General features: G+C 57.6%; 23 protein-coding genes and 2 pseudogenes. 17 read left to right on the top strand and 8 right to left on the bottom strand.

The features are described from left to right. Positions 1–31: 31 nt before the first annotated feature. Together TU81_RS23480 and TU81_RS29820 are read right to left on the bottom strand one after the other, a co-directional pair. Complete coding sequence (locus TU81_RS23480; RefSeq protein WP_048396724.1) at positions 32–1,204, bottom strand: MFS transporter; 1,173 nt, start codon at positions 1,202–1,204, stop codon at positions 32–34. 79 nt (positions 1,205–1,283) lie between these two features. After that, entirely contained in the window at positions 1,284–1,481 is a 198-nt protein-coding gene (locus TU81_RS29820; RefSeq protein WP_082157873.1) for a hypothetical protein, read from the bottom strand. A 162-nt stretch (positions 1,482–1,643) separates the two neighbouring features. On the opposite strand from TU81_RS29820, the gene idi reads away from it, so the two are divergent. The 11 genes and pseudogenes from idi to TU81_RS31040 form a co-directional block, all read left to right on the top strand. Further along, positions 1,644–2,207: an isopentenyl-diphosphate Delta-isomerase gene (idi, locus tag TU81_RS23475; RefSeq protein ID WP_048396722.1), complete on the top strand. Its 564-nt coding sequence runs from the start codon at positions 1,644–1,646 to the stop codon at positions 2,205–2,207. A gap of 16 nt (positions 2,208–2,223) precedes the next feature. Further along, positions 2,224–3,168, top strand: a complete 945-nt coding sequence (locus tag TU81_RS23470) for a polyprenyl synthetase family protein (protein WP_231983819.1) — start codon at positions 2,224–2,226, stop codon at positions 3,166–3,168. Between the two features lie 51 nt (positions 3,169–3,219). Next, positions 3,220–5,052 (top strand): 1-deoxy-D-xylulose-5-phosphate synthase, encoded by a 1,833-nt coding sequence (dxs, locus tag TU81_RS23465; RefSeq protein WP_048396720.1) that lies wholly within the window; start codon positions 3,220–3,222, stop codon positions 5,050–5,052. A 27-nt stretch (positions 5,053–5,079) separates the two neighbouring features. Next, complete coding sequence (locus TU81_RS23460; protein ID WP_048396718.1) at positions 5,080–6,045, top strand: SAM-dependent methyltransferase; 966 nt, start codon at positions 5,080–5,082, stop codon at positions 6,043–6,045. 30 nt (positions 6,046–6,075) lie between these two features. Further along, positions 6,076–7,164 (top strand): terpene synthase family protein, encoded by a 1,089-nt coding sequence (locus TU81_RS23455; RefSeq protein WP_048396716.1) that lies wholly within the window; start codon positions 6,076–6,078, stop codon positions 7,162–7,164. A 40-nt stretch (positions 7,165–7,204) separates the two neighbouring features. After that, entirely contained in the window at positions 7,205–8,134 is a 930-nt protein-coding gene (gene ispH / locus TU81_RS23450; RefSeq protein WP_048396714.1) for a 4-hydroxy-3-methylbut-2-enyl diphosphate reductase, read from the top strand. 25 nt (positions 8,135–8,159) lie between these two features. After that, positions 8,160–8,555: a flavodoxin-dependent (E)-4-hydroxy-3-methylbut-2-enyl-diphosphate synthase gene (locus tag TU81_RS30840; protein ID WP_231983818.1), complete on the top strand. Its 396-nt coding sequence runs from the start codon at positions 8,160–8,162 to the stop codon at positions 8,553–8,555. Continuing rightward, entirely contained in the window at positions 8,450–9,448 is a 999-nt protein-coding gene (locus TU81_RS23445; protein ID WP_231983828.1) for a flavodoxin-dependent (E)-4-hydroxy-3-methylbut-2-enyl-diphosphate synthase, read from the top strand. The genes TU81_RS30840 and TU81_RS23445 overlap by 106 nt, the downstream gene beginning before the upstream one ends. A 100-nt stretch (positions 9,449–9,548) precedes the next feature. Further along, a complete protein-coding gene (locus TU81_RS23440) occupies positions 9,549–11,372 on the top strand; it encodes a glycoside hydrolase family 15 protein (protein ID WP_048396712.1) in 1,824 nt (607 codons plus the stop codon). A gap of 508 nt (positions 11,373–11,880) precedes the next feature. After that, the gene (locus TU81_RS23435) at positions 11,881–12,270 is read left to right on the top strand and encodes a hypothetical protein (RefSeq protein ID WP_038982312.1); all 390 of its coding nucleotides are present in this window, start codon (positions 11,881–11,883) and stop codon (positions 12,268–12,270) included. A 48-nt stretch (positions 12,271–12,318) separates the two neighbouring features. Next, positions 12,319–12,423 (top strand): annotated as a pseudogene (locus TU81_RS31040) (alpha/beta hydrolase); the annotation flags it as partial. Here the strand turns inward: TU81_RS31040 and TU81_RS23430 are convergent. Continuing rightward, positions 12,398–13,384: pseudogene (locus tag TU81_RS23430) on the bottom strand (GlxA family transcriptional regulator); the annotation flags it as partial. The pseudogenes TU81_RS31040 and TU81_RS23430 sit on opposite strands and share 26 nt — an antisense overlap. Positions 13,385–13,475: 91 nt before the next feature. Between TU81_RS23430 and inhA the strand changes: the two are divergent. After that, positions 13,476–14,162 carry an isonitrile hydratase gene (gene inhA, locus TU81_RS23425; protein ID WP_038982311.1) on the top strand — a complete coding sequence of 229 codons (687 nt, stop codon included), beginning with the start codon at positions 13,476–13,478 and terminating at the stop codon, positions 14,160–14,162. Positions 14,163–14,203: 41 nt separating this feature from the next. Here inhA and TU81_RS23420 read toward each other — a convergent pair whose 3' ends face one another. Beyond that, positions 14,204–14,710, bottom strand: coding sequence for an SDR family NAD(P)-dependent oxidoreductase (locus TU81_RS23420; protein ID WP_267885943.1), 507 nt, complete (start codon positions 14,708–14,710; stop codon positions 14,204–14,206). 10 nt (positions 14,711–14,720) lie between these two features. Beyond that, a complete protein-coding gene (locus TU81_RS23415; protein WP_038982310.1) occupies positions 14,721–15,458 on the bottom strand; it encodes an SDR family oxidoreductase in 738 nt (245 codons plus the stop codon). A 201-nt stretch (positions 15,459–15,659) separates the two neighbouring features. On the opposite strand from TU81_RS23415, the gene TU81_RS23410 reads away from it, so the two are divergent. Further along, complete coding sequence (locus TU81_RS23410) at positions 15,660–16,595, top strand: AraC family transcriptional regulator (RefSeq protein WP_038983655.1); 936 nt, start codon at positions 15,660–15,662, stop codon at positions 16,593–16,595. A gap of 524 nt (positions 16,596–17,119) precedes the next feature. On the opposite strand, the gene TU81_RS23405 is transcribed toward TU81_RS23410, so the two are convergent. After that, complete coding sequence (locus tag TU81_RS23405; RefSeq protein WP_038982309.1) at positions 17,120–17,605, bottom strand: SRPBCC family protein; 486 nt, start codon at positions 17,603–17,605, stop codon at positions 17,120–17,122. A gap of 197 nt (positions 17,606–17,802) precedes the next feature. Here TU81_RS23405 and TU81_RS23400 point away from each other — a divergent pair, with 197 nt between their 5' ends. From TU81_RS23400 to TU81_RS23390, 3 genes are all read left to right on the top strand, one after another. Next, on the top strand, positions 17,803–18,750 hold the full coding sequence (locus TU81_RS23400) for an ADP-ribosylglycohydrolase family protein (protein WP_038982308.1): 948 nt from the start codon (positions 17,803–17,805) through the stop codon (positions 18,748–18,750). Further along, on the top strand, positions 18,743–19,141 hold the full coding sequence (locus TU81_RS23395; protein WP_038982307.1) for a GFA family protein: 399 nt from the start codon (positions 18,743–18,745) through the stop codon (positions 19,139–19,141). Before TU81_RS23400 ends, TU81_RS23395 begins: the two co-directional genes overlap by 8 nt. Positions 19,142–19,247: 106 nt before the next feature. After that, a complete protein-coding gene (locus TU81_RS23390; protein ID WP_048396709.1) occupies positions 19,248–19,649 on the top strand; it encodes a lysozyme inhibitor LprI family protein in 402 nt (133 codons plus the stop codon). Between the two features lie 145 nt (positions 19,650–19,794). On the opposite strand, the gene TU81_RS23385 is transcribed toward TU81_RS23390, so the two are convergent. Continuing rightward, positions 19,795–20,049: a DUF1652 domain-containing protein gene (locus TU81_RS23385; protein ID WP_030131459.1), complete on the bottom strand. Its 255-nt coding sequence runs from the start codon at positions 20,047–20,049 to the stop codon at positions 19,795–19,797. Between the two features lie 255 nt (positions 20,050–20,304). After that, complete coding sequence (mrdA, locus tag TU81_RS23380; protein WP_048396707.1) at positions 20,305–22,197, bottom strand: penicillin-binding protein 2; 1,893 nt, start codon at positions 22,195–22,197, stop codon at positions 20,305–20,307. A 314-nt stretch (positions 22,198–22,511) separates the two neighbouring features. On the opposite strand from mrdA, the gene TU81_RS23375 reads away from it, so the two are divergent. Next, positions 22,512–23,843, top strand: a complete 1,332-nt coding sequence (locus tag TU81_RS23375; RefSeq protein WP_048396705.1) for a hypothetical protein — start codon at positions 22,512–22,514, stop codon at positions 23,841–23,843. Positions 23,844–24,011: the final 168 nt, after the last annotated feature.

Raw genomic sequence — 24,011 nt, 5'->3', positions numbered from 1 at the left:
GAGGTTTACCTGTGGGATCAGCAGTCAGTTATCACTTGAGTTGCCGATAGCTCTGCACCGCCGAACCCATCACCACGGCACCCGCAGCAATCGACACCCAGAACCCGCTGCGCGCACCGAACGCATCCACCAGCCAGCCCGAACTGGCCGCGCCAATCGCCACGCCAATGCTCAAGCCGGTGACCAGCCAGGTCAGGCCTTCAGTGAGTTTGGCCGGTGGCACGATGCGCTCCACCAGCGCCATGGCCACAATCAGGGTCGGGGCAAAGAACAGCCCGGCGACGAACACCGCCAGCGACAGCCCGACAATATTGGCCGCCAGCAACAACGGCAACGTGGTCACCGCCGTCGCCACCCCGCCGTAGAGGAACAGTTGAGGCAGTGGCAGTTTCGAGCGCAACGCGCCGAACGCCAACCCGGCCAGGCATGAGCCGATGGCATACACCGACAGCACAATACTCGCCGCCGCCGGTTGCCCCTGCTGCTCGGCGAACGCGACGCTGACCACATCCACCACACCAACGATGGTGCCCAAGGCGACCATCAACAGTATCAGCAACTGGATCTCGCTCGAGCGGATGATCGAGCCCTGATGGTGTTCTTCATAAGGATGCACCGGCGGTTCGGTACCGCGCTGCAACACAAACGCCGTGACCCCGATCGCCAGCATCAACAACGCCACCAACGGCCCAGCTTCGGGGAATGCCACCACACACAACCCAACCGACAGCGGCGGCCCGACAATAAAACACACCTCGTCCAGCACCGACTCCAGCGCATAAGCGGTTTGCAACTCAGGGCGGCCGCGATACAACTCGGTCCAGCGCGCCCGCACCATCGCCGACATGCTCGGCATGCAACCGGCCAGCGCGGCAAACACAAACAACGTCCAGTGCGGCGCCTGCAAGCGGGTACAAAGCAACAGCAGCAACAGCGCGCCGCCACCGACCAGCGCCGACGCCGGCAAGATCCGGCTTTGACCAAAACGGTCCACCCACCGCGAAACCTGCGGCGCACAAATCGCCGTGGCCAAGGCAAAGGTCGCCGCGATGGAGCCGGCCAATCCGTAACCGCCCTGGAGCTGCGAAAGCATGGTGATCAGGCCAATGCCGGTCATGGAAATCGGCATGCGCGCGATCATGCCGGCCAGCACAAAGGCGCGTGCGCCTGGGGCGTGGAACAGCTCGCGGTAGGGGTTTGCCATGGGATCCTCACGTCCGTTTTGGACGTGCACGGTGCCATAAACCCTCGAGGATCAAAAGATCGTCCGAGCAGGGCCTTCGTCAACCTCTAGCGTGACGGGGCTCACTGACAATTGCCAATGCCGGATGAAATTTCAAGCATTGCCGGAACAACTTTCTCATATTGCGATACGCACTTAATGCATACACAACAAAGGCGTCCGAATTACGTGCAACTACCTCTAAAGTACTGTCACTAATAGACCCGGTAGAACCAAGAACATATAGGCGCTGTAACATTCCGATTCACCCTGATATTTCTGCTAGGTTTTCTTAGAAAAACTTGCAGCACACAAAACCGCCAACTAGATTCGAACCAAACATGAACACCGTCTGAATTTCCCTAGATAGTCTGGTCAGTAGTAACGTCCAGTAGCGAAGACACAATAGTGGAGTCTTGCTATGGAAGAGTTACTGATTCTGGTCGACCAGCACGATCGCAAAAAGGGCTGTGCGCCCAAACTACAGGCCCATCAACAAGGCCTCCTGCATCGAGCATTCTCGATCTTCATTTTCGACCATGCCGGCCGTCTCTTGCTGCAACAACGCGCCTTTGGCAAATACCATTCTCAAGGCCTGTGGACCAATACCTGTTGCGGTCACCCTCGGCCTGGCGAACGGACAATGGCGGCGGCAAAACGCCGCTTGCAGGAAGAAATGGGCATGACCTGCTCGCTGCGTAAAGTCTCCACCCTGCTCTACCGCGAACAGGTTTCAAACCAGCTGATCGAGCACGAGTTCGACCACGTATTCGTCGGTATCAGCGATCGCGACCCCATCGCCAATCCCGAGGAAGCCCACGCCTGGCAGTGGCTGACGCTTTCGCAAATCTGCGAGCGCATTGCCGCTGCCCCCGAGAGCTTCACCTTCTGGTTCCGTCGAATACTCCAGACCACCGGACCTGTCGGAATCAGCGCCTGGAAAGAACTCGCAGAAACCCGCCGTCAGGCCGGTCCCTTTTCCTGATCACGAGAGACACGCCATGAACAACAGCCACCGGATGGCTTCGGGAACACCATTGCCGAACATTGACCAGACACCTGCGCCCCAGACGTTCGAAGCCTGGAAACAGGCAGTGCTGCACGGCACAGAGCTGACACTGCAACATACGTTGCCGGCCAGTAATGAAACCCCGGCACGCCTGCATGAAGCCATGCGCTACGCCGTTCTGGGCCCTGGCAAACGCGTGCGTCCCCTGCTGTGTCACGCCGCCGGAGAAGCCGTCGCTGCCAGGTGTCCGGCGCTGAATGTGGTAGCTGCCGCTCTGGAAATGATGCACGTGTATTCACTTGTGCATGACGACCTTCCGGCCATGGACGATGACGACCTGCGACGCGGCAGAGCAACCGTGCATGTGCAGTACGACGAGGCCACCGCGATTCTGGTCGGAGATGCCTTGCAAGCGCAGGCCTTCATCACCTTGAGCCAGGCACCGGTGTCGGCTGCTTGTCAGGTGCTGCTGATCAGAGAGCTGGCCATCGCGGTGAGCTCCACGGGCATGGTGGGCGGGCAGATGATCGATCTATCCAGCATCGACGCTGAACTCGACATCGCGCAACTCGAACACATGCACCGGATGAAAACCGGTGCATTGATACACGCCAGTGTCCGCATGGGAGCGCTGTGCGCTGAAACCACGCAAGAGAACCTTGACCGCCTGGATCGCTATGCAAACGCAATCGGCTTGGCGTTCCAGATCGTCGACGACATCCTCGACGCCACCGCCGACACCGCAACGCTGGGCAAAACCGCCGGCAAGGACGCCAAAAACCATAAGCCGACCTACGTCTCGATGCTCGGGCTGAAGCGGTCCAGGCAACTGGCACAGCAGCTAGGTGAACAAGCCCAACAAGCGTTGACAACCCTGCCCGGTAGGACCGACCCGCTGCATGGCCTGGTCGATCTGGTCATCAATCGCTTGCACTGAATACCGCTTCAGCGAGCGCACCGGAACAACGTTCAAGGAAAGGAATCGAGCATGTTCGAATTACTCAAGACCATCGACAGCCCCGTTGATTTGCGAGCACTGCATTTCACCGCCCTCGGCCCACTCGTGGACGAAATGCGGGCGTTCATTTTGCAGAGCGTCGCGAAAACCGGAGGGCACCTGTCGGCCAACCTCGGCACCGTGGAATTGAGTATCGCGCTGCATTACGTGTTCGACACCCCCAACGACAGGGTCGTGTGGGATGTCGGCCATCAGACCTACGCCCACAAAATCCTCACCGGCCGACGTGACGCGATGACGAACATTCGTCAACTCGGCGGAATCTCCGGATTTCCCCGCCGCTGCGAATCTGAATTCGACACCTTTGGCACAGCGCACTCCAGCACCTCCATCTCGGCGGCGTTGGGCATGGCCCTGGCTGCTCGTAATCAGTCACAACCTCGCCATTGCGTTGCGGTGATCGGCGACGGCGCGGTAACCGGCGGCATGGCGTACGAAGCGATGAACAATGCCGGCTTATATAAGGAGTTACCGTTTCTGGTGATCCTCAACGACAACGACATGTCGATCTCGCCCCCGGTCGGGGCCTTGCGCGAGTACTTCGGGAAACTGAAGCAGGTAAAAGGGTCAGGAACCGATGCGACTTTTTTTAAAGCCTTGGGCTTCAACTACACCGGCCCCATCGACGGTCACAACCTCGACGAATTGCTCCCTGCTCTGCACGCCCTGAAAAAAAAGCGCGGCCCGCAACTGCTGCACATCGTCACGGAAAAAGGTCACGGCTATACACCGGCTGCGGCGAATCCAGTGCTGTATCACGGCCCAGGAAAATTCGACCCGGCACACGGAATCGATCCATCGATGGCCAGCAAGCCCACGTACACCCAAGTCTTCGGCGACTGGTTATGCGATGAAGCCGACGTTGACCCAAGGGTCGTGGCCATTACCCCGGCGATGCGCGAAGGCTCAGGCCTGGTGGAGTTCGAACGGCGCTTCCCCGACCGTTTTTTCGACGTCGGGATTGCCGAACAACACGCGCTGACCTTCGCGGCGGGCTTGGCGGCCGATGGTTTGAAACCGGTAGTGGCGATCTACTCGACTTTCCTGCAACGGGCCTACGACCAACTGATTCACGATATCGCGATCCAGAATCTGCCCGTGGTATTCGCCATCGACCGGGCCGGTATCGTCGGTGCCGACGGCGCCACCCACACCGGAGCCTTCGACATTGCCTACCTGCGCTGCATACCGAACCTGACCGTCATGGCCCCGACAGATGAAAACGAATGCCGGCAAATGTTGCACACCGCCCTCCTCCTGAAAGGCCCAAGCGCCGTGCGTTACCCACGCGGGTCGGGTAACGGGATCGATGTGTCATCGGTATTGGAAGCCTTGCCGGTGGGCAAAGGTGAAATCCGCCGAACCTCGGCGCAACCCACCGGCTATCGCATCGCCCTCCTGGCGTTTGGCTCGATGTTGCTGCCAGCCCTTGAAGCCGCTCAAGCGTTCGATGCCACCGTCGCCAACATGCGCTTTATCAAACCGCTCGATGGCGCCCTCGTTGAGCAATTGGCCCGGGACCATGACCTGCTGGTGACTGTTGAAGAAGGTTGCGTGATGGGCGGCGCCGGCTCGGTGTGTCTCGAACAATTGGCGGCAGTCGGCCATTCACCTCCGGTGCTGCAATTGGGCTTCAGCGATACCTTCATCGAACACGGCGCACCCGAGAAATTGCTGAGTTTGTGCGGGCTCGATGCGCCCGGAATCACGCGCTCGATAAAGGCGTTTTTGAGCACGCACGACTTGGCGTTTTCCAACAACGGCAGCGCAACGCCCAATGTCTCGTTGTGGGCAAGCGCATGAAGTGAATATTCACAAGGAGAGAGACTAATGAACACACCAGCCAAACGGGCCAAACAACCTGTCACCGCCAATAAAGTGCGCCCACCCTATAAGGTCATTAAAGGGTCCACCGTCGACAGCTACCAGGAAAAGGTCGTGTACACCTATGGCGACAGCCCGGAGGACTGGGGCAAGGCCATCGGTGATTGTCGGCTGTTCCAGTTCGGTGTTTATGACGATCCACGGTCGAAGCCGCCAATCAGCCTCGATGAGTCAGGTATTCGTTACTTCGAGCGTCAGCTGAAACTGGCCGGTCTGAAAAAGCGCGATCGGCGCGTCAAACGTATTCTGGATGTTGGCTGTGGATGGGGTTACATCCTCAAATACCTGGCCGAATACTTTCCGAAATGCCAGCGCCTGGACGGGGTCAATGTCAGTCGGCGCCAACTCGACTACTGCGCAAAGTTTCACGCCGAACAGAGACTGTCCGATCGCATCAATCTGTACCTGTGCAATGCCAAGGACGTCGAGTTGTTACCCGACGCTGATGAGCCTTATGACCTGGTGATCATTCGCGGCGTGATCTCGCATTTCCCGAATGAACTCTATGAAAACACCATGCACGCCCTCGCCTCTCGGGTACGCGAAGGGGGTGTCGTGGTCATTTCGGACAATCTCTACAACACCGAACTTCAGACTTACACCTCAGATACTCCGGACGAAGTCGATCGCCTGGCCTGCAAACACCGCAAATCACCGGCGTACTTTCGAGAAGTGCTGGAGCAGAGTGGTTTCACCACACATGACATGCGCGTGTTGCCCTCCAACATTGATGTTGCTCGCTGGTTGATGGATTCGAAAGCCAATATTGAAAACAAGGAATTGTTTCCGAATGGAGTGACGGGGGCGTTGGAAGAGTTGCGGGTGCTGGCGGAGAACTGGTCGGTGGCGCTGCTTAAGGGTAAGGTTTCGACGTATAGCGTGATTATGAGGAAGCCAAGCGAAAAAATCTGACTCCGTTTAAAAATATCACAAGGAGGTTACATGACCACTCTTACGCTACCCAATATCAATTGTCCATTGCCGTATCGAATCTACCCAGAAAGTGAAAAACTTGAGGAAGGCACTATCTCGTGGATGGATAAATGGCATTTATACAGTGATAAAAAACATCGGCAACGTCTGTCCCGCATTGGATGTGGCCGCCTAGGGGCGTTGATGTACCCTTATGCAGCGAATGCTGAAGTCGCACAAATCATGTCGGACTATATTCTTTGGGCTTTCTCATTTGACGATGAGTACTGCGACGAAGGTTCAATGAGTAAAAAACCGGCGCTGTCCATTACCGCCATGTTACAGATGCAACGCTCGATCGAATCCCCCGAAGTCCCCGCTTACCCTGAAAACAACTTTGCAATGGCCTTACGCGACATACGTCTACGACTGGACAAATATACAACTCCATTACACACCTCTAGATTTGTAAATACTCAACGTGGCTACTTTATGGTCGAAGTAGGAAAACTGGTCAATCCACAACCGACCATGAGCGATTGCGCACTCCTACGTCTCAGTTCAGGTGGCGGAATGGTTTTTCCAACTCTTGGCCATATCAGCACCCTGGTTAATATAAGCCAGTTAAAAATGGAGGATCGACGTCTATGCGCTCTGACCGAAATGGCTGCCATGATGATTGTCTGGGAAAGTGACTTTTTTTCGTATGCCAAGGAACTGGCAAGAGAGCCCGAGGACCGACAACATAATATTGTCTCGCTGATTCAACAGCGTACTGGAATTACTCATGAACAAGCATTAGCAAAAGCCTTCAGTTTGCGCGACAACACTGCCGGCCTGTATATGCGACTGAGAGAATCTGTGTTAGCAGAAGCATCACCCGAAGTTGAAGCATATATCCAAAGTCTGGATTGTTACTGGCGTGGGGGGTTGGAATGGATAAGTAAAAACCCTAGATACCGCTATTTGAATGGAATCGACGGTCAAGCTGCTTATCAGGGGGGAACTCTGACCGAAACCTTCCCGGATAATTGTAGGGAAATAGTCGATATTTCTTCAATTTCCTGGTGGTGGCGTTACGACCCCGCGTATTCAGATCCCATATCGCAGGCCACATAGAGAAAAGCGTGCGATAAGAATCCGATCCTAAGGCATCACCATGAAAGTCATCCTCGCCCAACCCCGAGGTTTCTGCGCCGGTGTAGTTCGCGCTGTCGATACCGTCGAACAGGCTCTCAAACACCACCGTGCACCGGTCTATGTGCGACACGAAATCGTCCATAACCAGCACGTGGTCGATGACTTGCGAGCCAAGGGAGCGCGGTTCGTCGAAAACCTGAATGAAGTACCAGCCAATGCCGTCACCATTTTCAGCGCCCACGGCGTGGGCAAAGAGGTGGAAAACGAGGCTCATCAGCGGGGATTACAGGTGCTGGACGCCACCTGTCCGCTGGTGACCAAGGTGCATAACCATGGCCGTCAGTACGCCGCCAAAGGTTATCAGGTGATCCTGATTGGTGAACCGGATCATCCCGAGGTAATCGGCACCTTGGGGCAAATTCCCGCCCCGGTAGTGATGGTGCAAACCGAAGCGCACGTCGCCGCCCTTGAGCTTTCGCAGAACACCCCACTGGCCTATATCACCCAAACCACTCTCAGTGTCGACGACACCCGTGCGGTGGTCGAGGCACTCAAGCGGCGTTATCCTCATATCATCGGGCCGGACACCCGTGACATTTGCTATGCCGTGCAGAATCGCCAAACGGCAGTACGTGAACTGAGCCAATGCGTCGATGTGGTGTTGGTGATCGGCAGCGCCCAAAGCGCCAACTCCGTGACGTTGCGTGATATCGCCGCGCAAGCTGGGAAGCCCAGTTACCTGATCGCCGATGGCAGTGCGGTTCGCAACGAATGGTTTAACCATGAATCTACCGTGGGCATTACCGCCGGCGCCTCAACGCCCGAGGCCATGGTCGACGACGTACTCAACGCCCTGAAACGGATCGCCCCGCTCGAGATCGAGAACCTGCCAGGGCGCGAAGAACATGTTCACTTCCGCCTTCCCGACGGGCTGATTGCTCGTCAGTAAGCCGCGACCACCTGGAGTCGAATCCATGGACAGCGCAATCACTCGACGCAAAACCCGACAAGTGACCATCGGCCACGTCACGGTGGGCAGCGATGGGCCCATTGTGGTGCAGGCGATGACCAACACCGATACCGCCGACGCCACGGCCACCGCTCTTCAGGTCGAAAGCCTGGCCCTGGCCGGTGCCGAACTGGTGCGGATCACGGTCAACAGTCATGACGCGGCAGCTCAGGTGGCACACATTCGCGACCTGCTGGACCGGCGCAATATCAACGTGCCGTTTTGGTGGGTGACTTTCATTTCAACGGTCATCGCTTGTTGGCGGCGTATCCCGAATGCGCCGAGGCACTGGGCAAGTACCGCATCAACCCCGGCAACGTCGGCAAAGGCGTCAAGCGCGACGAGCAGTTCTGCAGCATGATCGAGGTCGCCTGCCGCTACGACAAACCGGTGAGGATTGGCGTCAACTGGGGCAGCCTGGACCCGGATTTGTTGGCACGGATGATGGACGCCAACGCGGCATTGGCCTTGCCGCTGGAAGCCGATGCGGTGATGCGTGAAGCGCTGGTGGTGTCGGCGCTGGAGAATGCGCAACGGGCCATCGACGTTGGCTTGTCGGCAGACCGGATCGTGCTGTCGGCAAAAGTCAGCCATGTGCAGGACTTGATCGCGGTGTACCGCAACCTCGCGGCACGTTGTGATTTTCCGCTGCACCTGGGGTTGACCGAAGCGGGCATGGGCTCCAAAGGTATCGTCGCCTCCTCCACCGCGCTGGCGGTGCTGTTGCAGGAAGGCATCGGGGACACGCTGCGAATTTCCCTCACCCCTGAACCCAAAGGCGACCGCACCCGTGAAGTGCTGGTTGCGCAGCAAATTCTGCAAGTCATGGGCTTGCGCGCATTTACCCCCACAGTGGTGGCTTGCCCTGGCTGCGGACGTACCACCAGCAGCTTCTTTCAGGAACTGGCGCAGCAGATCGAAGGCTTTCTCCAGGGGCGAATGCCGACCTGGAAAGTGCAATTTCCCGGTGTCGAACAGATGCATGTCGCGGTCATGGGCTGCGTCGTCAATGGCCCGGGCGAGAGCCGCTTGGCGGACATCGGCATCTCCCTGCCTGGCGCCGGGGAACACCCTTCGGCACCGGTGTACATGGACGGCGAGCGGGTGATGACGCTCAAGGGCAGCAGCATTGCAACGGACTTCACTCAGTTGCTCGACGCCTACGTGGCTGCCCGCTATGGCAAAAATCCGCAAGCCAGATCAAGACTGCTGGAGCTGTTGAAGCCTGCTCAGTTGATCGCGCCCGATGAATGACAAAGTCCCAGGCCTTTAACGTGACTCATACACCAGTGAACTCCTGCCTGATCCCGTTGGTCAGCTAGTTAGGCCCTCAGTCCCCCGGAGTTCTGCGGCAATGGCTGATCATTCCGAACGACAAAGCGCCATCGACGCCCACGGCATCATTGGCGACATGCGCAGCGCGGCGCTGGTCAACGACAAGGGCAGCGTGGACTTTTTCTGCTGGCCGGAATTCGACAGTCCGTCGATCTTCTGTTCGCTACTGGACAGCCCCGAAGCCGGCATTTTCCAACTGGCCCCGGACCTGCCCGACGCCCGTCGCGAGCAGATTTACCTGCCCGACACCAACGTCCTGCAAACCCGCTGGCTTAGCGATCACGCGGTGGTCGAGGTCACTGACCTGCTGCCCATCGGCGACAGCGAAGACGATTTGCCGATGCTGATGCGCCGGGTGCGAGTGGTCAGCGGACAAGTGACGATCCGCATGCGCTGCGCTGTTCATCATGACTATGCCCGGGCTCCCACCAAGGCCCGCGCACGTGACCGGAGTGTATGTTTCGAGGCCACCGGCCAGCCAGCCATGCAGCTGTGTTCGGATCAGCCCTTACGCGTCGAGGGCCATGCAGCCGTCGCCGAATTCATCCTTGAACAAGACCAGAGCGCCGAGTTCTTGCTCGGCGGCGTTGATGATGCGCGCTTCAAGGAAGGCGCCGCCGCACTGTGCCTGGAGCGCACCCTGAAGTTCTGGCGCGACTGGATCGGCCAGTCCAATTATCGCGGTCGCTGGCGGGAAATGGTCAATCGCTCGGCCTTGACCCTGAAGCTGCTGACCTCACGCAAGCACGGCGCCATCCTCGCCGCCGCCACCTTCGGCCTGCCGGAAACGCCCGGCGGCGAACGCAACTGGGACTATCGCTACACCTGGATCCGCGACGCCTCGTTCACCGTCTATGCCTTCATGCGCCTGGGCTTCGTCGAGGAGGCCAACGCCTACATGCGCTGGCTGCGCGGCAGGGTCAGCGATTGCCGCGGCAAGCCGATGAAACTCAACATCCTCTACGCCATCGATGGCCGTCAGGAACTGCCGGAAGTCGAACTTCCACACTTGGCCGGTCATGGCGGCGCAACACCGGTACGCATCGGTAATCAGGCCTACGATCAAATCCAGCTCGACATCTTCGGCGAGCTGTTGGACGCGGTGTACCTGGTCAACAAGCACGGTGAAGCGATTTCCCATGAAGGCTGGAAACACACCGTGGAAGTGGTCGATCAGGTCTGCGAAACCTGGCAGCAAAAAGACGTCGGCATCTGGGAAATGCGCGGCGAGCAATATCATTTCCTGCACTCACGACTGATGTGCTGGGTGGCCGTGGACCGCGCCATCCGGCTGGCCTCCAAACGCTCGCTGCCCGCCCCGTTCGCCCGCTGGGACCAGACCCGCAAAGCGATCTACACCGACATCTGGAGCAACTTCTGGAACGAAGAACGCGGACATTTCGTCCAGCACATCGGCGGCACCGGCCTCGACGGCTCGATGCTATTGATGCCGCTGGTGCGCTTCGTCAGCGCCAAGGATCCGCGCTGGATCTCGACCCTCGAAGCCATCGAGAAAACCCTGGTGCGCGCGGGCATGGTCTACCGCTACCGCAACGACGACAGCCAGATCGACGGCCTGCCCGGCACCGAAGGCGCCTTCGCCGCGTGCTCGTTCTGGTACGTCGAATGCCTGGCCCGGGCCGGCCAAGTGGAAAAGGCGCACCTGGAGTTCGAGCAATTGCTGAAGTACGCCAACCCGCTGGGGCTGTACGCCGAAGAGTTCGACAGCCATGCCCGGCATCTGGGCAACACACCGCAAGCACTGACGCACCTGGCGCTGATCAGTGCGGCGAGTTTTCTGAACAGGAAGTTGAGCGGGGAGAAAAACTTTTGGCAGCCTTGAGACCGAGGCGCCGGCATCGCGGGCAAGCCTCGCTCCCACAGGTTCAGCGTGAATCCGTAGGAGCGAGGCTTGCCCGCGAAAGGGCCATCAGCCCCACACAAGGCTTACTGTCGTCAAAACCTGTCGGAAATGCCTGCTTTCACTGCATTTTTTGTAGGAGAAAGGCTTACAGGCAGTAAACAAAAACACATTCTACATACCCCTGTGGCGAGGGAGCTTGCTCCCGTTGGGGCGCGCAGCGGCCCTGAAATCCACAACCAAATTCCTCCAGAAGCACCGCATTTGCTGGCTTTACGGCTGCTGCGCAACCGGACAGGGGCAAGCCCCCTCGCCACAGAACCAGGTAGGCCGAACCTACAATCACTAAACAAAACCAGCCCAATCAACACGCGGTAACTCATTCCTACATCCAGAAATACCTTGTTGCCAGCGCTTACATCCATCCCTACCATCCACGTCAACGGGCACAGCGGAGCTGTCCAACAAAACCCGAATTCAAGGAACCAGAATGACCCAGCGTATCCATCGCAGCATCGACACCCCACTCCGGTCAGGCCTGAACCGGGATGAACTGTGGGAGGGCCACGACAAAGGCCTGATCAAATGCTGGGAAATCGGTCGCCAACGCGCCGCCCGCTTCCCCGACCTCGCCCGACAATGCCTCACCGGTGAACTTCCGGTGCTAGGCTGGAAAGGTGGCGTCAGCCGCAGTCTGAAAAAACTCGAAAAATACGGATCCCTCAAATACCTCGCCCAATGGCAGGGGTTGCGCGGGGAAGATCTGGATATCGATTTGAACGCAGAACGGGCGTTGACCTGTTCCAGGACCAAAATGATGGTGACGTTTACGCCGGATCGGTCGAAGTATTTCAATCAGGTGGCGGACGTGGAGGCCTGAGGTAAAGGCCCCGAGTCGATTTGAGTCAGCCCTCTCAAACAGCGGCTTACCAGCCCTTACGAACACCGAGTACTGGCAGGCGTCGTGCATAACATGGCCGAAGAAGCGCCTGAGGCGACGCTGAAGACAATACTGGATCTGCTGGAGAGCTGACGGAAAACCGCTCGCGATAGGCTTGCGGTGTCACGCCCATGGCCCGCAGAAAACTGCGGCGCAAAGTTTCTTCACTGCCAAACCCGCACTGCACCGCGACCCGTTTGATCGGCACACCGGTGTCGCTGAGTAGCCGTCGCGCAGTCTCGACCCGAATCAGCTCAATGGCCCGCGCCGGGGTTTGGCCGGTGTCGGCGCGGTAGTGACGGACGAAGCTGCGCTCGCTCATGCCGGCCTGCAAGGCCAAGGTCGGGATGCCGAGGTCTTTAGTTAGATTTTCGCTGATCCAGGCATGAAGATCGTCGAAACGATTGCCTTCCTTTTGCAAAGACAGGGTCACGCTGAACTGCGACTGGCCACCCGGACGCTTGAGAAACACCACCAGTTGCCGGGCGACGTCCAGGGCCATGGTTCGGCCGAGGTCTTCTTCGACCATCGCCAGGGCCAGGTCGATGCCCGCAGTGACCCCAGCCGAAGTCCAGACCGGGCCGTCGTTGATGAAGATCGGGTTGGGTTCGACCTGTAGTTTGGGATGCTGCTGCGCCAACTGCTCGCAACGGGTCCAGTGCGTCACCACCCGCCGCCCGTCGAGCCAACCGCTGGCCGCCAGCAAAAACGCCCCGGTGCACACCGATGACACCCGCCGACACCCCGTCGCGTGCTCACGTACCCAGGCCACCAGCGACTCGTCTTTCGCCGCCGCGTAAACGCCCCAGCCGCCGGCAATGATCAAGGTGTCACTGCCCTGATCCGGCAGCGGCTCCGCCAACAGCGCCAGCCCCGCCGACGACATCACCGCCCCGCCACCGCTGGCAATCACCGACGGCGCATAGGGCGGCGGCAAACCTTGCTGGTGAGCAATGTCGTTGGCCGACGCAAACACCTGCAACGGCCCGGTGACGTCGAGCACTTGCACATTGGCAAAGGCCAGCACATGAATGGTTTTCGGGTTGTTCAACATGTTTGGCGTAATTCGTGGGGTTATTGGCGTATGCGCCAGATCCTACGAGCCTACAGTGAAGCCGTCCACCCCAACCAGGAGAAAAAACGCCATGACGTTGCAGATCGGTTTTCTGTTGTTTCCACAGCTTCAACAACTGGACCTGACCGGCCCTTATGACGTGCTGGCCTCGCTGCCGGACGTGAAAGTGCATCTGATCTGGAAGGACCTGGTCCCGATCACCGCGAGTACCGGACTGGTGTTGAAACCGACCACAACCTTCGACGATTGCCCGCCGCTGGATGTGATCTGCATTCCCGGCGGCAGCGGCGTCGGGCCGTTGATGGAGGATGACGAAACCCTGGCCTTCATCAAGGCTCAGGCGGCTAACGCGAAGTATGTCACTTCGGTTTGCACCGGCGCGCTGGTGCTTGGCGCGGCGGGGTTGCTCAAGGGCAAGCGCGCTACCACTCACTGGGCGTATCACCCATTGCTCGAGGTGTTGGGAGCGATCCCGGTGAACGATCGGGTGGTGCGCGACGGCAATCTGCTGACCGGTGGCGGGATCACCGCGGGGATCGATTTTGCCCTGACCCTGGCGGCCGAATTGTTCGATAAGGACACGGCGCAACTGGTGCAGTTGCAGCTGGAATACGCCCCGGCGCCGCCGTTTGCTTCGGGCAGTCCCGAGACAGCGCCGGTCAGCGTGCTGGAGGAAGCCCGCAAACGCGCTGCCGCGTCGTTGAAATTGCGCTCGGAAATCACCGAACGTGCAGCGGCGAAACTCGATCGCCAGTGAAAAAAAAGGCTGCGGGAGCTATCGATCCCGCAGCCAGTCACTCAGGCCGGAAAATCCGTTGCCAGCGAAATGGCTTTCCACTGGTTCAAGTCCTGCTGCACCCGGGTAATTTTCTGCTGTGCCAGGTCAACCGCAATCTGGCCCATGAACAAGTGCAGCGGCGGCTCACTGACGTTGACCGCCTGGATGATTGCCAAGGCAATCTTGTCCGGGTCGCCGGCTTGCTGACCATCAAGAGTGTTCTGATGCAGGTCCAGTGACGCTTGCGCAGCGGTGTAATCATCAATTCTGCGCTCGGCAACGGCCAGCGACGCGCTGGACAGAAACCCCGTACGCACCGGCCCCGGATAAACCACGGTGGCTTTGATTCCCAACTCCTGAACTTCTGCCGCCAGCGCTTCGGTCACGCCACCGAGGGCGAACTTGCTCGCCACGTAACTGCCCCAACCGGCATAACCGCCATCGAAGCCGACAATCGACGAAATATTGATCACGTGCCCGCTGCGCTGCGCCCGCAACTGCGGCAAGGCGTGACGCAATACACAAATAGGTGACCGTTCAGAACGGACTGGCCGTCGGCCGCACGATCAATTCGCTGACATCCACATCGGCCGGCTGATCGATGGCGTAGGCAATGGCCCGAGCGATAGCCTCGGCAGGTATGGCGATCTTGCGGAATTCACGCATTTCGGCGCGGCCGCCGGCATCGGAAATGCTTTCGGCCAGTTCGGATTCGGTCACGCCAGGAGAAATCACCGTGACCCGCACATCGCCACCGACCTCCTGGCGCAAACCTTCGGAAATCGCTCGCACGGCGAATTTGGTGGCGCAATAAACGGCAGCGGTCGGGCTGACGGTGTAGGCACCGATGGAGGCAATGTTGATGAACTGGCCGCAGCGCTGACGCTGCATCAATGGCAACCCGGCAGCGATGCCGTGAAGGACGCCACGGATGTTGACGTCGATCATTCGGTCCCATTCCTCAATCTTCAGCGCCTCGAGTTTCGACAGGGGCATGACCCCGGCGTTGTTGACGATTACATCGACCCGGCCAAAGCGTTCGACGGCGAAATCGATGAAGGCCTGCACGTCATCGCGGCGGGTGACGTCCACCGCTCTGAACGCTGCGCTCTGGCCGGCCTCATTGAGTTCTGCGACCAGTGTTTCCAGGCGATCGACGCGTCGAGCACCCAGCACCACATGAGCACCCTGACTGGCCAGAAGACGTGCGCTGGCCTCGCCGATCCCGCTGCTGGCGCCGGTAATGACAACCACTTTGCCTTGAATGTTGGACATGACTTTTTCCTTATCTGGAGGCTGGAATATCCCCGAGGGGACGTTGCGACAGGTCCAGAGTAGGGACGCTTCGATGGGTTTCGTTAGCCGGTTTCTCCTGGGTTCTTGCACGATCCTGTACCAGCGAAACCGACGCTGGCCGACAAGAACACAATCGGTTTTACTAGCCCGATTCAACCATCGGCCAGGGAGATGTTCAGCATGACGACTTCCATTTCCGCGAATGCCCTACCCCAGGACGGCATCGACGTTCGGCGCGCCGAACTGGTGAGCCTGATGAAGCGCTTTGCCCCGGGGTACGGCGTTCACGCCACACCGATCAAGAACTTGCACCTGATCCGCAGCGACCATCCCACCGAAGACCTGCACACAGTGCACAAACCGGGACTGTGTGTGATTGTCGAAGGACGCAAAGAAGTACGCCTGGCCGCTGAAAGCTATGTTTACGACCCGCTCAATTACCTGGTGGTGTCGGTCACCCTGCCCTTGGCCGGCAAAGTGATCGAGGCCAGCCCGGATCGGCCTTATCTGTGTTTGCGTCTGGACATTGACCCGGCGCAGATCTGCCGTTTGATCGCCGACGTCAGCCCAATCGGGGTACCCGGGGTGAAAACCACTGGACGTGGTCTGTTTCTGGACCGGATCGACGCACCCTTGCTTGATGCCGTGTTGCGGCTACTGAGGTTGCTGGAAACACCGGACGACATCGCGACCCTGGCACCACTGGCGCAACAGGAAATCTTCTATCGGTTATTGCGCGGCGAGCAGGGCCAGCGCTTGCATGAAATCGCTATCCCCGACACCCAAACCCATCGCGTCAGCCGTGCTATCGAATGGCTGAACAACCATTACGCCGAACCCCTGAGCATCGAAAACCTGGCGCAGATGATCAATCTCAGCACCTCGGCGCTGCATCACCGCTTCAAATCGGTGACAGCCATGAGCCCGTTGCAGTACCAGAAGCAATTGCGCTTGCAGGAAGCCCGACGGCTGCTGTTGTTGGAGAACAGCGATGTTTCGTCAATCGGCTACAAAATGGGCTACGAAAGCCCTTCGCAATTCAGCCGTGAATACAGCCGTCTGTTCGGTGCTTCGCCGAGCAAGGACATCGCCCGGCTGCGCGCTCAGGCGATTTAGCAGTTTTGTGTACACCAGAATCAGCCAAATCAAAGGCATAAAAAAACCCGCCTAAGCGGGTTCCTCAAGACCATTGCGACATCCTGTCGGCAGCCATCCTGGCGTATGGTCGATCATCCGTGATCCTGAGCACTTCCTGTGCTTCAGTTGATGGATCCAGATTAGACGCATCGTTGACGCTTCAAAAGACGACATACCACCGGCTACGTGTAAGCCATTGACCATTCAGCGCCTGAAACGGGCTTCAGTTTTCTGCAGACGAAAAAAAACCCGCCGAAGCGGGTTTTTCCCAAGACCATATCGACTCCCTGTCGGCAGCAATCCTTGCTATGGTCGATCGTCCGTGACCCTGGAGCACTTCCTGTGCTTCAGTTGATGAAGCTAGATTACGCTTCGGATCCAATCTGCAATAGAAGACTTAGCTACTACTGCGTGTAAGACATTCGCTATAGCCGCCCTTCCGAAAACTCCTAGCCGAGCCAGCCATTATGCCCTGAAGCCCCGATTTACGTGGCCTGCAGCCATCAGCCGCCCTGACGCTCATGATCCTTAGTGTCTACCAGAAATTTTTCGATATTGCTCATCTGCTCATCCCAACCCCGGCTGTCCATGCGGAACGCCTTGAGCCTGCGCGACTGAGGGATGTGATCGAAACCAGACTCGACAACCGTCAACAACGTGCCTTCGTCCATATCCTGGAGTTCGAACTTCACCAGCGTGGTGGGCTCCTGGGAGTAATCGGTTTCCGGCTCCACCGCATACGGGTGCCAGCGAAACGAAAACACCCGCTCCGGCTCGACCCGCTCCACCAGTACATTCCACAACAAGTGCTCATAACCAGGGTAAGTAATCTGCCCTTGGGTCCACTCGCCGGCAACAAAGCGCTTACCTTCGAGTGCCACGCCGAACCATTGCCCGAAGGCTTCGGCATTGGCCAGCACACGCCAGACCTGCGAGCGCGGCACCTTGAGCAGGATTTTCCTTTCGATGCGATCTGATGCTGGGTTCATAAGTCACCTCCTGTATTGAACAGTAGGCCTGTAAAGACCATAAGACCAACCTTAAAGTTGTATCAAACGGGTGCGGCAATCACCCGTACCTGAAATATTCGGCCTCAGTTTTGGCCATAAGTTCTGGTTTGAAGGGGGAGTCGGCGAGCCGAAACTGCTAACGTTTGCGGCGACGTGGAACCTTACAAGGAAGATTCATGCAGCCCTCACTCACGGAACGTTATCGCGCAACCCTGCTGGGGCTTGCTTGTGGGGATGCCGTTGGCACCCATGCCGAATTCCAGCCGCGCGGCTCATTCGCCCCTCTGACCGATATGGTTGGGGGCGGCCCGTTCAATCTGAAGCCAGGCCAATGGACCGATGACACGTCCATGGCACTTTGCCTGGCAGAAAGCTTGTTGAACAAAAAAGGTTTTGATGCGGCCGACCAAATGGGCCGTTATCTCAACTGGTGGCAATGGGGTTACCTGAGTTCAACCGGCGAATGCTTCGACATCGGCATGACCGTCCGTGAAGCGCTGGCTCGTTATCAGGAAACCGGTCAGCCATTCGCGGGATCCACCGATCCCTATACGGCCGGCAACGGTTCGCTGATGCGATTAGCGCCAATAGTGTTGTACTACTTTCCCGACCCCGACCGGATCAGGAGGTTTTCCGCAGACAGCTCGCGCACTACCCATGCGGCGCCGGAGGCACTTGAATGCTGTCAGTTGCTTGCCGATCTGATCCGCAAGGCATTGCAAGGCGCGCCCAAGCCGGATTTGCAGAGCCTGCCAGAGACGACGTTCGTGGAACCGAAGGTCGCGAGCATCGCCCGCGGCGATTACCTCGGAAAATCCAAAGACGATATTCGCGGTACCGGTTACTGCGTTGCATCACTGGAAGCGGCCTTGTGGTGCTTTCACCACACTGACAGTTTTGAAGCCGCCATCCTCGAAGCCGCGAACCTGGGCGATGACGCCGACACCACTTCCGCCATTGTCGGCCAGTTGGCCGGGGCTCACTACGGTGTGCAGGCCATCCCTGACGGCTGGCTAGCGAAGTTGCACATGCGCGAAGATATCGAAGCCACGGCTGACGCCCTATTTCGGGCAGCCACCGCTGCTGCCATCTCGGCCACGCAACCAGGGAAACCCCATGAATAATTTGCATGGCAGCTGCTTGTGCAAAGCCATCGAATACGAACTTGATGGCCTCGACATGCCCATCAGTCACTGCCACTGCCACACCTGTCGCAAGGCACACGCAGCGGCATTCGCCTCGACGGCCGGGGTCATGCGTGAGCATTTTCGCTGGATAAAAGGACAGGACCGGCTAAGCACCTATGAGTCGTCGCCGGGCAAGCTTCGGCATTTCTGTTCGATCTGCGGATCGCATCTGATGGCAGAGCGCTTGACCCAACCCCATGTAATCGTTCGCGTGGCGACTCTCGACGATGATCCGAAAATGGCACCTCAGGCTCATATCTGGACGTCCCATGACGTGTCCTGGCTTGAATATGAATCGAATGAGAAGTGTCTGGAGTGGCAGGTATAAATTCTGAACAGCGCAGCGCTTTTGTGGCGAGCGGCAGATTCGTTGATTAACCATCCGCTTCGCTACACTGCACCTCAACTTTCCAATGTCCCCACGAGAATCACCCATGCACCCACGCTTTCTCCTGGCACTGACGCCGCTGCTGTTCACCACCGTGGCGCATGCCGTGGACTGTGCCAATGCGAACGATCAGGGCACCATGAATCAGTGCGCCGCCGAGCAGTACAAAGCAGCTGATAAAGAGCTGAACACACTTTACCAGCAAATCACCAAACGATTGAAAGACAATCCCGATGCCAAGAAGCTGCTGGTCAGTGCGCAACGCAACTGGGTGGCGTTTCGTGATGCCGAGTGTGAGTTTTCGACCTCTACGGTGTCGGGTGGCAGTGTGTATCCGCTGATCTACAGCTTGTGCACCACCAACCTGACCAAGGCGCGCGTCGAAACCTTCAATCGCTACCTCACGTGTGAGGAAGGCGATATGAGTTGCCCGGTGCCTGGAGCTTGATGCTGCAGTGATCTTGAGGGCCTCTTCGCGGGCAAGCCTCGCTCCTACAGGGAGCTTCGCCCGTAGAGGTACTCGGCGGTGGCCGGATCCTTCTCGGCTTCGGGATTCACGCCGCACCGCCAACGTGGTGCGGCGTGACGCAGGTTCAGCGGTAAAACGGAGGGTGAATGCCTTTGTGAGCCTCGATTTCTTGCCGCATATCAGCCACCAGCGATGCAATCGCGTGGGGGCTGTCCAGTGTCCATACCGGAACATGAGTGGCCACCAGATCCACTTTGCCGGTCATGCAATCGCAGACCCGAATCGTCAGGGACTGGTCCGCCTCCATGCTGCAAGTGCACACGGCGGGCAGAAAACTGTGTTCAATGATGTTTTGAATTTCCAGGGTTGAAAGGAACATCGCTACCTCCCTCACGCCAGATGTGTGACCCGGGCAAATGCTCCGTCATTCACTCTTTAGCCCAAAAATTCTAATCCTCAATAGCAGGTGTCTCAAGACCGTAACAGGTTGTTCGTCGTCTCATTGGTTGTCGGGATTTGCGACAAACTTGGGGGCTGCCCGGCAGGGCAGGCGAGCTGAGATAATGTTCGCAATCGATTAACCCGCCAGCACATACTCAATCTTTGTGAGCCTGTGCTGTGAAGCCTTGATCGCTTAGACGTGAGGGTCGCCCGGCCCTTTGCTCGGCACAGCGTATTGCGGCTTCAGGTGACCGTCCTGATCGAGTAGCCAGGCATCCATGATCTGCCGCACCACAGGACCGGCAACGCGACCACCGGCCTCGCCGTTTTCGATCATGACCGAGATGACAATCTTCGGATGTTCGGCCGGGGCGAAACCGACGAACAAGGCATTGTCACGGTTGCGCTCCAGGGTTTTCGCCCGGTTGTAGCGCTCACCCTGTTTGATCGCCACCACTTGCGCGGTCCCACTCTTGCCGGCGATACGGTACTGAGCCCCCGCCGCTGCCGCGCGGGCAATCCCGCGAGCGTCGTGCATCACCATCTGCATGCCGTGGTTGACCTGCTCCCAGTCACGCGGGTCCTTGAGCAGGATGTTCGGCATCGGATGCTCGTCCACCGGCGCTACGCCATCCACCGTTTTGGCCAGGTGTGGTCGGTTCCATACACCTTTGTTGGCGATCAGCGCGGTGGCTTGAGCTAGCTGCAGGGGTGTGACCTGCATGTAGCCCTGACCGATGCCGAGGATCACTGTCTCACCAGGGAACCACGGCTGACGGCGCGTGGCGCGTTTCCAGGCCTGGGATGGCATCAACCCCGCAGACTCTTCGAACATGTCCAGCGAGACCTTCTCACCGAGGCCGAACATCGCCATGTAGTCGTGAAGACGGTCGATGCCCAGCTTGTGCGCCAGGTCGTAGAAGTAGGTGTCGTTAGAGCGCATGATCGCCGCGTCCATGTCCACCCAGCCATCGCCACTGTGGTTCCAGTTACGGTATTTATGATCGAAATCCGGTAGCTGGTAATAACCCGGATCGAAGACGCGGGTCTGCGGGGTGACCACCCCGGCATCGAGGCCGGCGATCGCCACTTCCGGCTTGATGGTCGAACCCGGCGCGTAGAGCCCACGCAGCACACGATTGAACAGCGGCCGGTCGATGGAATCGTGCAGCGCCGCGTACTCCTTGAAGCTGATGCCCGTCACGAACATGTTCGGGTCGAAGCTTGGCTTACTGACCATGGCCAGCACTTCACCAGTCGAGGGATCGAGAGCAACCACCGAGCCACGGCGATCGCCCAACGCCTCCTCGGCAGCTTCCTGAAGTTTGACGTCGAGGCTCAATACGATGTTTTTGCCGGGGACCGGATCGGTGTGTTTGAGCACTCGCAGCACGCGACCCTGAGCGTTGGTTTCGACTTCTTCATAACCCACATGGCCGTGCAACTCGGGCTCGTAGAATTTCTCGATGCCGGTTTTGCCGATGGATTGGGTGCCACGGTATTCCACCGTATCCAGGGCTTTGGATTCTTTCTCGTTGATGCGGCCGACGTAGCCGATCGAGTGTGCGAAGTGTGCGCCCATCGGGTAGTGGCGAACGAACTGTGGCTCTACGTCGATTCCTGGCAAACGGAACTCGTTGACTGCCAACACCGCGATCTGTTCTTCGCTGAGTTCGTAGAACAAGGTGACGGGCACGAAGGGGTGTCGAGCCTGCTTCATCGCCTTGTCGAACAGCGTGCGGTCTTCAGCCGGCAGGTGCAGGAGGTTGACCACCTCATCCAGCTCTTCTTTGACGTCGGAGGCGCGTTCGCGAGTGATGGTCAGGTTGAAACTGGGCCGGTTGTCCGCCAGTACCACGCCGTTGCGGTCGTAGATCAGCCCGCGGGTAGGGGCGATCGGCAATACGTGTACACGGTTGTTTTCGGAGATCGTCGAGTGGTAGTCGTACTCGACCACCTGCAGAACATACAGCCGCACCACCAGCGCGCAGGTAATAGCGACGACGAACAAGGCGCAGGCCATCAGTCTTTTGTTGACCAGGCGCGTCTCTTTTTCGTGGTCCTTGATTGGTATTGGCTCAGGCATTTCTGCAGCGGCTCTTTGACTATAGAGGAGATGCCGATCCGTAGGCTTGAAATCAGTCCGTTAAAAAACGAGCTGCACCATACCAAAACACGGCAACCGCTTCAGGGATTATTCCTTGAATAGTTCATGTCTATCAAGATGGCAACGATATCCCTCTGTTTGCTGCTCAGCCTCGCTGGTGCGCAACCTGCCACCGCTTATCTACAAACCCAACGCCGGTACACTCATACACTAACGTTGTAAGCAGAAGGACACTTTCACGGCAATCCAATCGATTACTACTGCGCCTTTCATCCAGACAAGGAGTTCAGGAAATGCCGAACGATCAGCCATTACCACCTTCGGGCAACGAAGAACCCATTCCTAAAACGCAAAATGAAAAGCATGCCAAGAATAATGCTGGTTGGCCCAATCATACGGGACCTGTGTTCAAAGCCGGGCTGGCTGTAGGTTTCGTGCTTTTGCTCCTCGGTGGAGCCTGTATGATTTTCTTTCCCATGAACTGGGTACTTGAAGTGCTTGTGATCTGTGCCGGACTCAGCATTATTCTTGGTGCGTTTGGTTCTACCGCGTCCGTGAGCATCCCAGGACAGTCCATCACTTTTATGGGAGTGGCCGCCATAGCGATTGGACTATTCACCGTATTGCTGAATCAAATGTCAGAGCGCTACGTTCACATCAAGCTATCTGGAGACATCAAACAAGAACAGGTTAAATCCGTTGAACTCATCGGCGACCGTGAGTATGTCGGAGGACTATTACCCGGCAAAGAAAATTGGGGGTTCTTTATTTTCGGCAAAGAAATAAAGTCATCAAAGCTAATGCTACGCATAACCCTACTGGGTGACACTGAACGACTGTTTGAATGCATCGACGCAGGAGAGATTGTGCCCCTTCTTGCATCCAGTTCGACGATTGAATGGGAATATAATGAAGCCAAAACGACGATCATAAATACCCGCACACATAAACTTGTCGCCACAGCTGTCGGGGGGTGCACGACACTAGAGGGTACATTTGCCCACTACATCCCGACAAAACGCCTGGACACAACCGTTAGCCTTTTCCCTGTAGCTTATGCCGAAGAAGTCCCGGAAAACCAACGGGTCTCAAGTGCACCTACCGAACAACTGATTGAGTACCTGGACTCAGATGGAGTCAAGCTGCGCCGCAGTGCCAGGGATCAACTCGGTAAAAGTGGTGATGCGGTCGTCAAACCGCTCCTCGATAACCTGGCCAAAGATGATGCCAGTTATCGCATGCAGTTAGGTTCGCTGGTGGCTCTGAGCCAAATTTCACGGAACCCGAATGCGAATTTTGAGGGCATAAAACAAGATATTGAGCCTGCTGATATAAATCGCCTGCTCAAAGCAGCAACAAACGATGATAAAACCATTCGGGTTTACGCTTCGGAGTTTTTATATCGCCTGGAAGACCCGAGGGTGATAGAGCCTGCACTCGAAAATATCCCATCAGCTTCAGAAGACGGAAAATACAATCTTTTGCTGATTCTAAGCAACTCTCTTGAGAGCGCAAATGAGGATCAAAAGAAGCTGGTTGCGACAAAGATCCCTCCCCTCAAAGTAGACGGAGAAACAAAAACCAACAGTTTGATAGACAAGATATCTGAACAGGCAGCCCAATAAGACAATGGACCTACTGATGTATTTGATGGAGCGGTCCGATGTTGCTGTACGAACTTTCCTGCGGACAAAACAAAACCCCTACCTGCATACGCAGATAGGGGTTTCGGAATTTAATCTTGACGATGACCTACTCTCACATGGGGAAACCCCACACTACCATCGGCGATG

The organism is Pseudomonas lini, from assembly GCF_001042905.1.
In the GTDB taxonomy this organism is placed as follows: Bacteria; Pseudomonadota; Gammaproteobacteria; order Pseudomonadales; family Pseudomonadaceae; genus Aquipseudomonas; species Aquipseudomonas lini.
The sequence above is the reverse complement of the archived record's forward strand: the minus strand, read 5'-3'. Positions and strand labels throughout refer to the sequence as shown.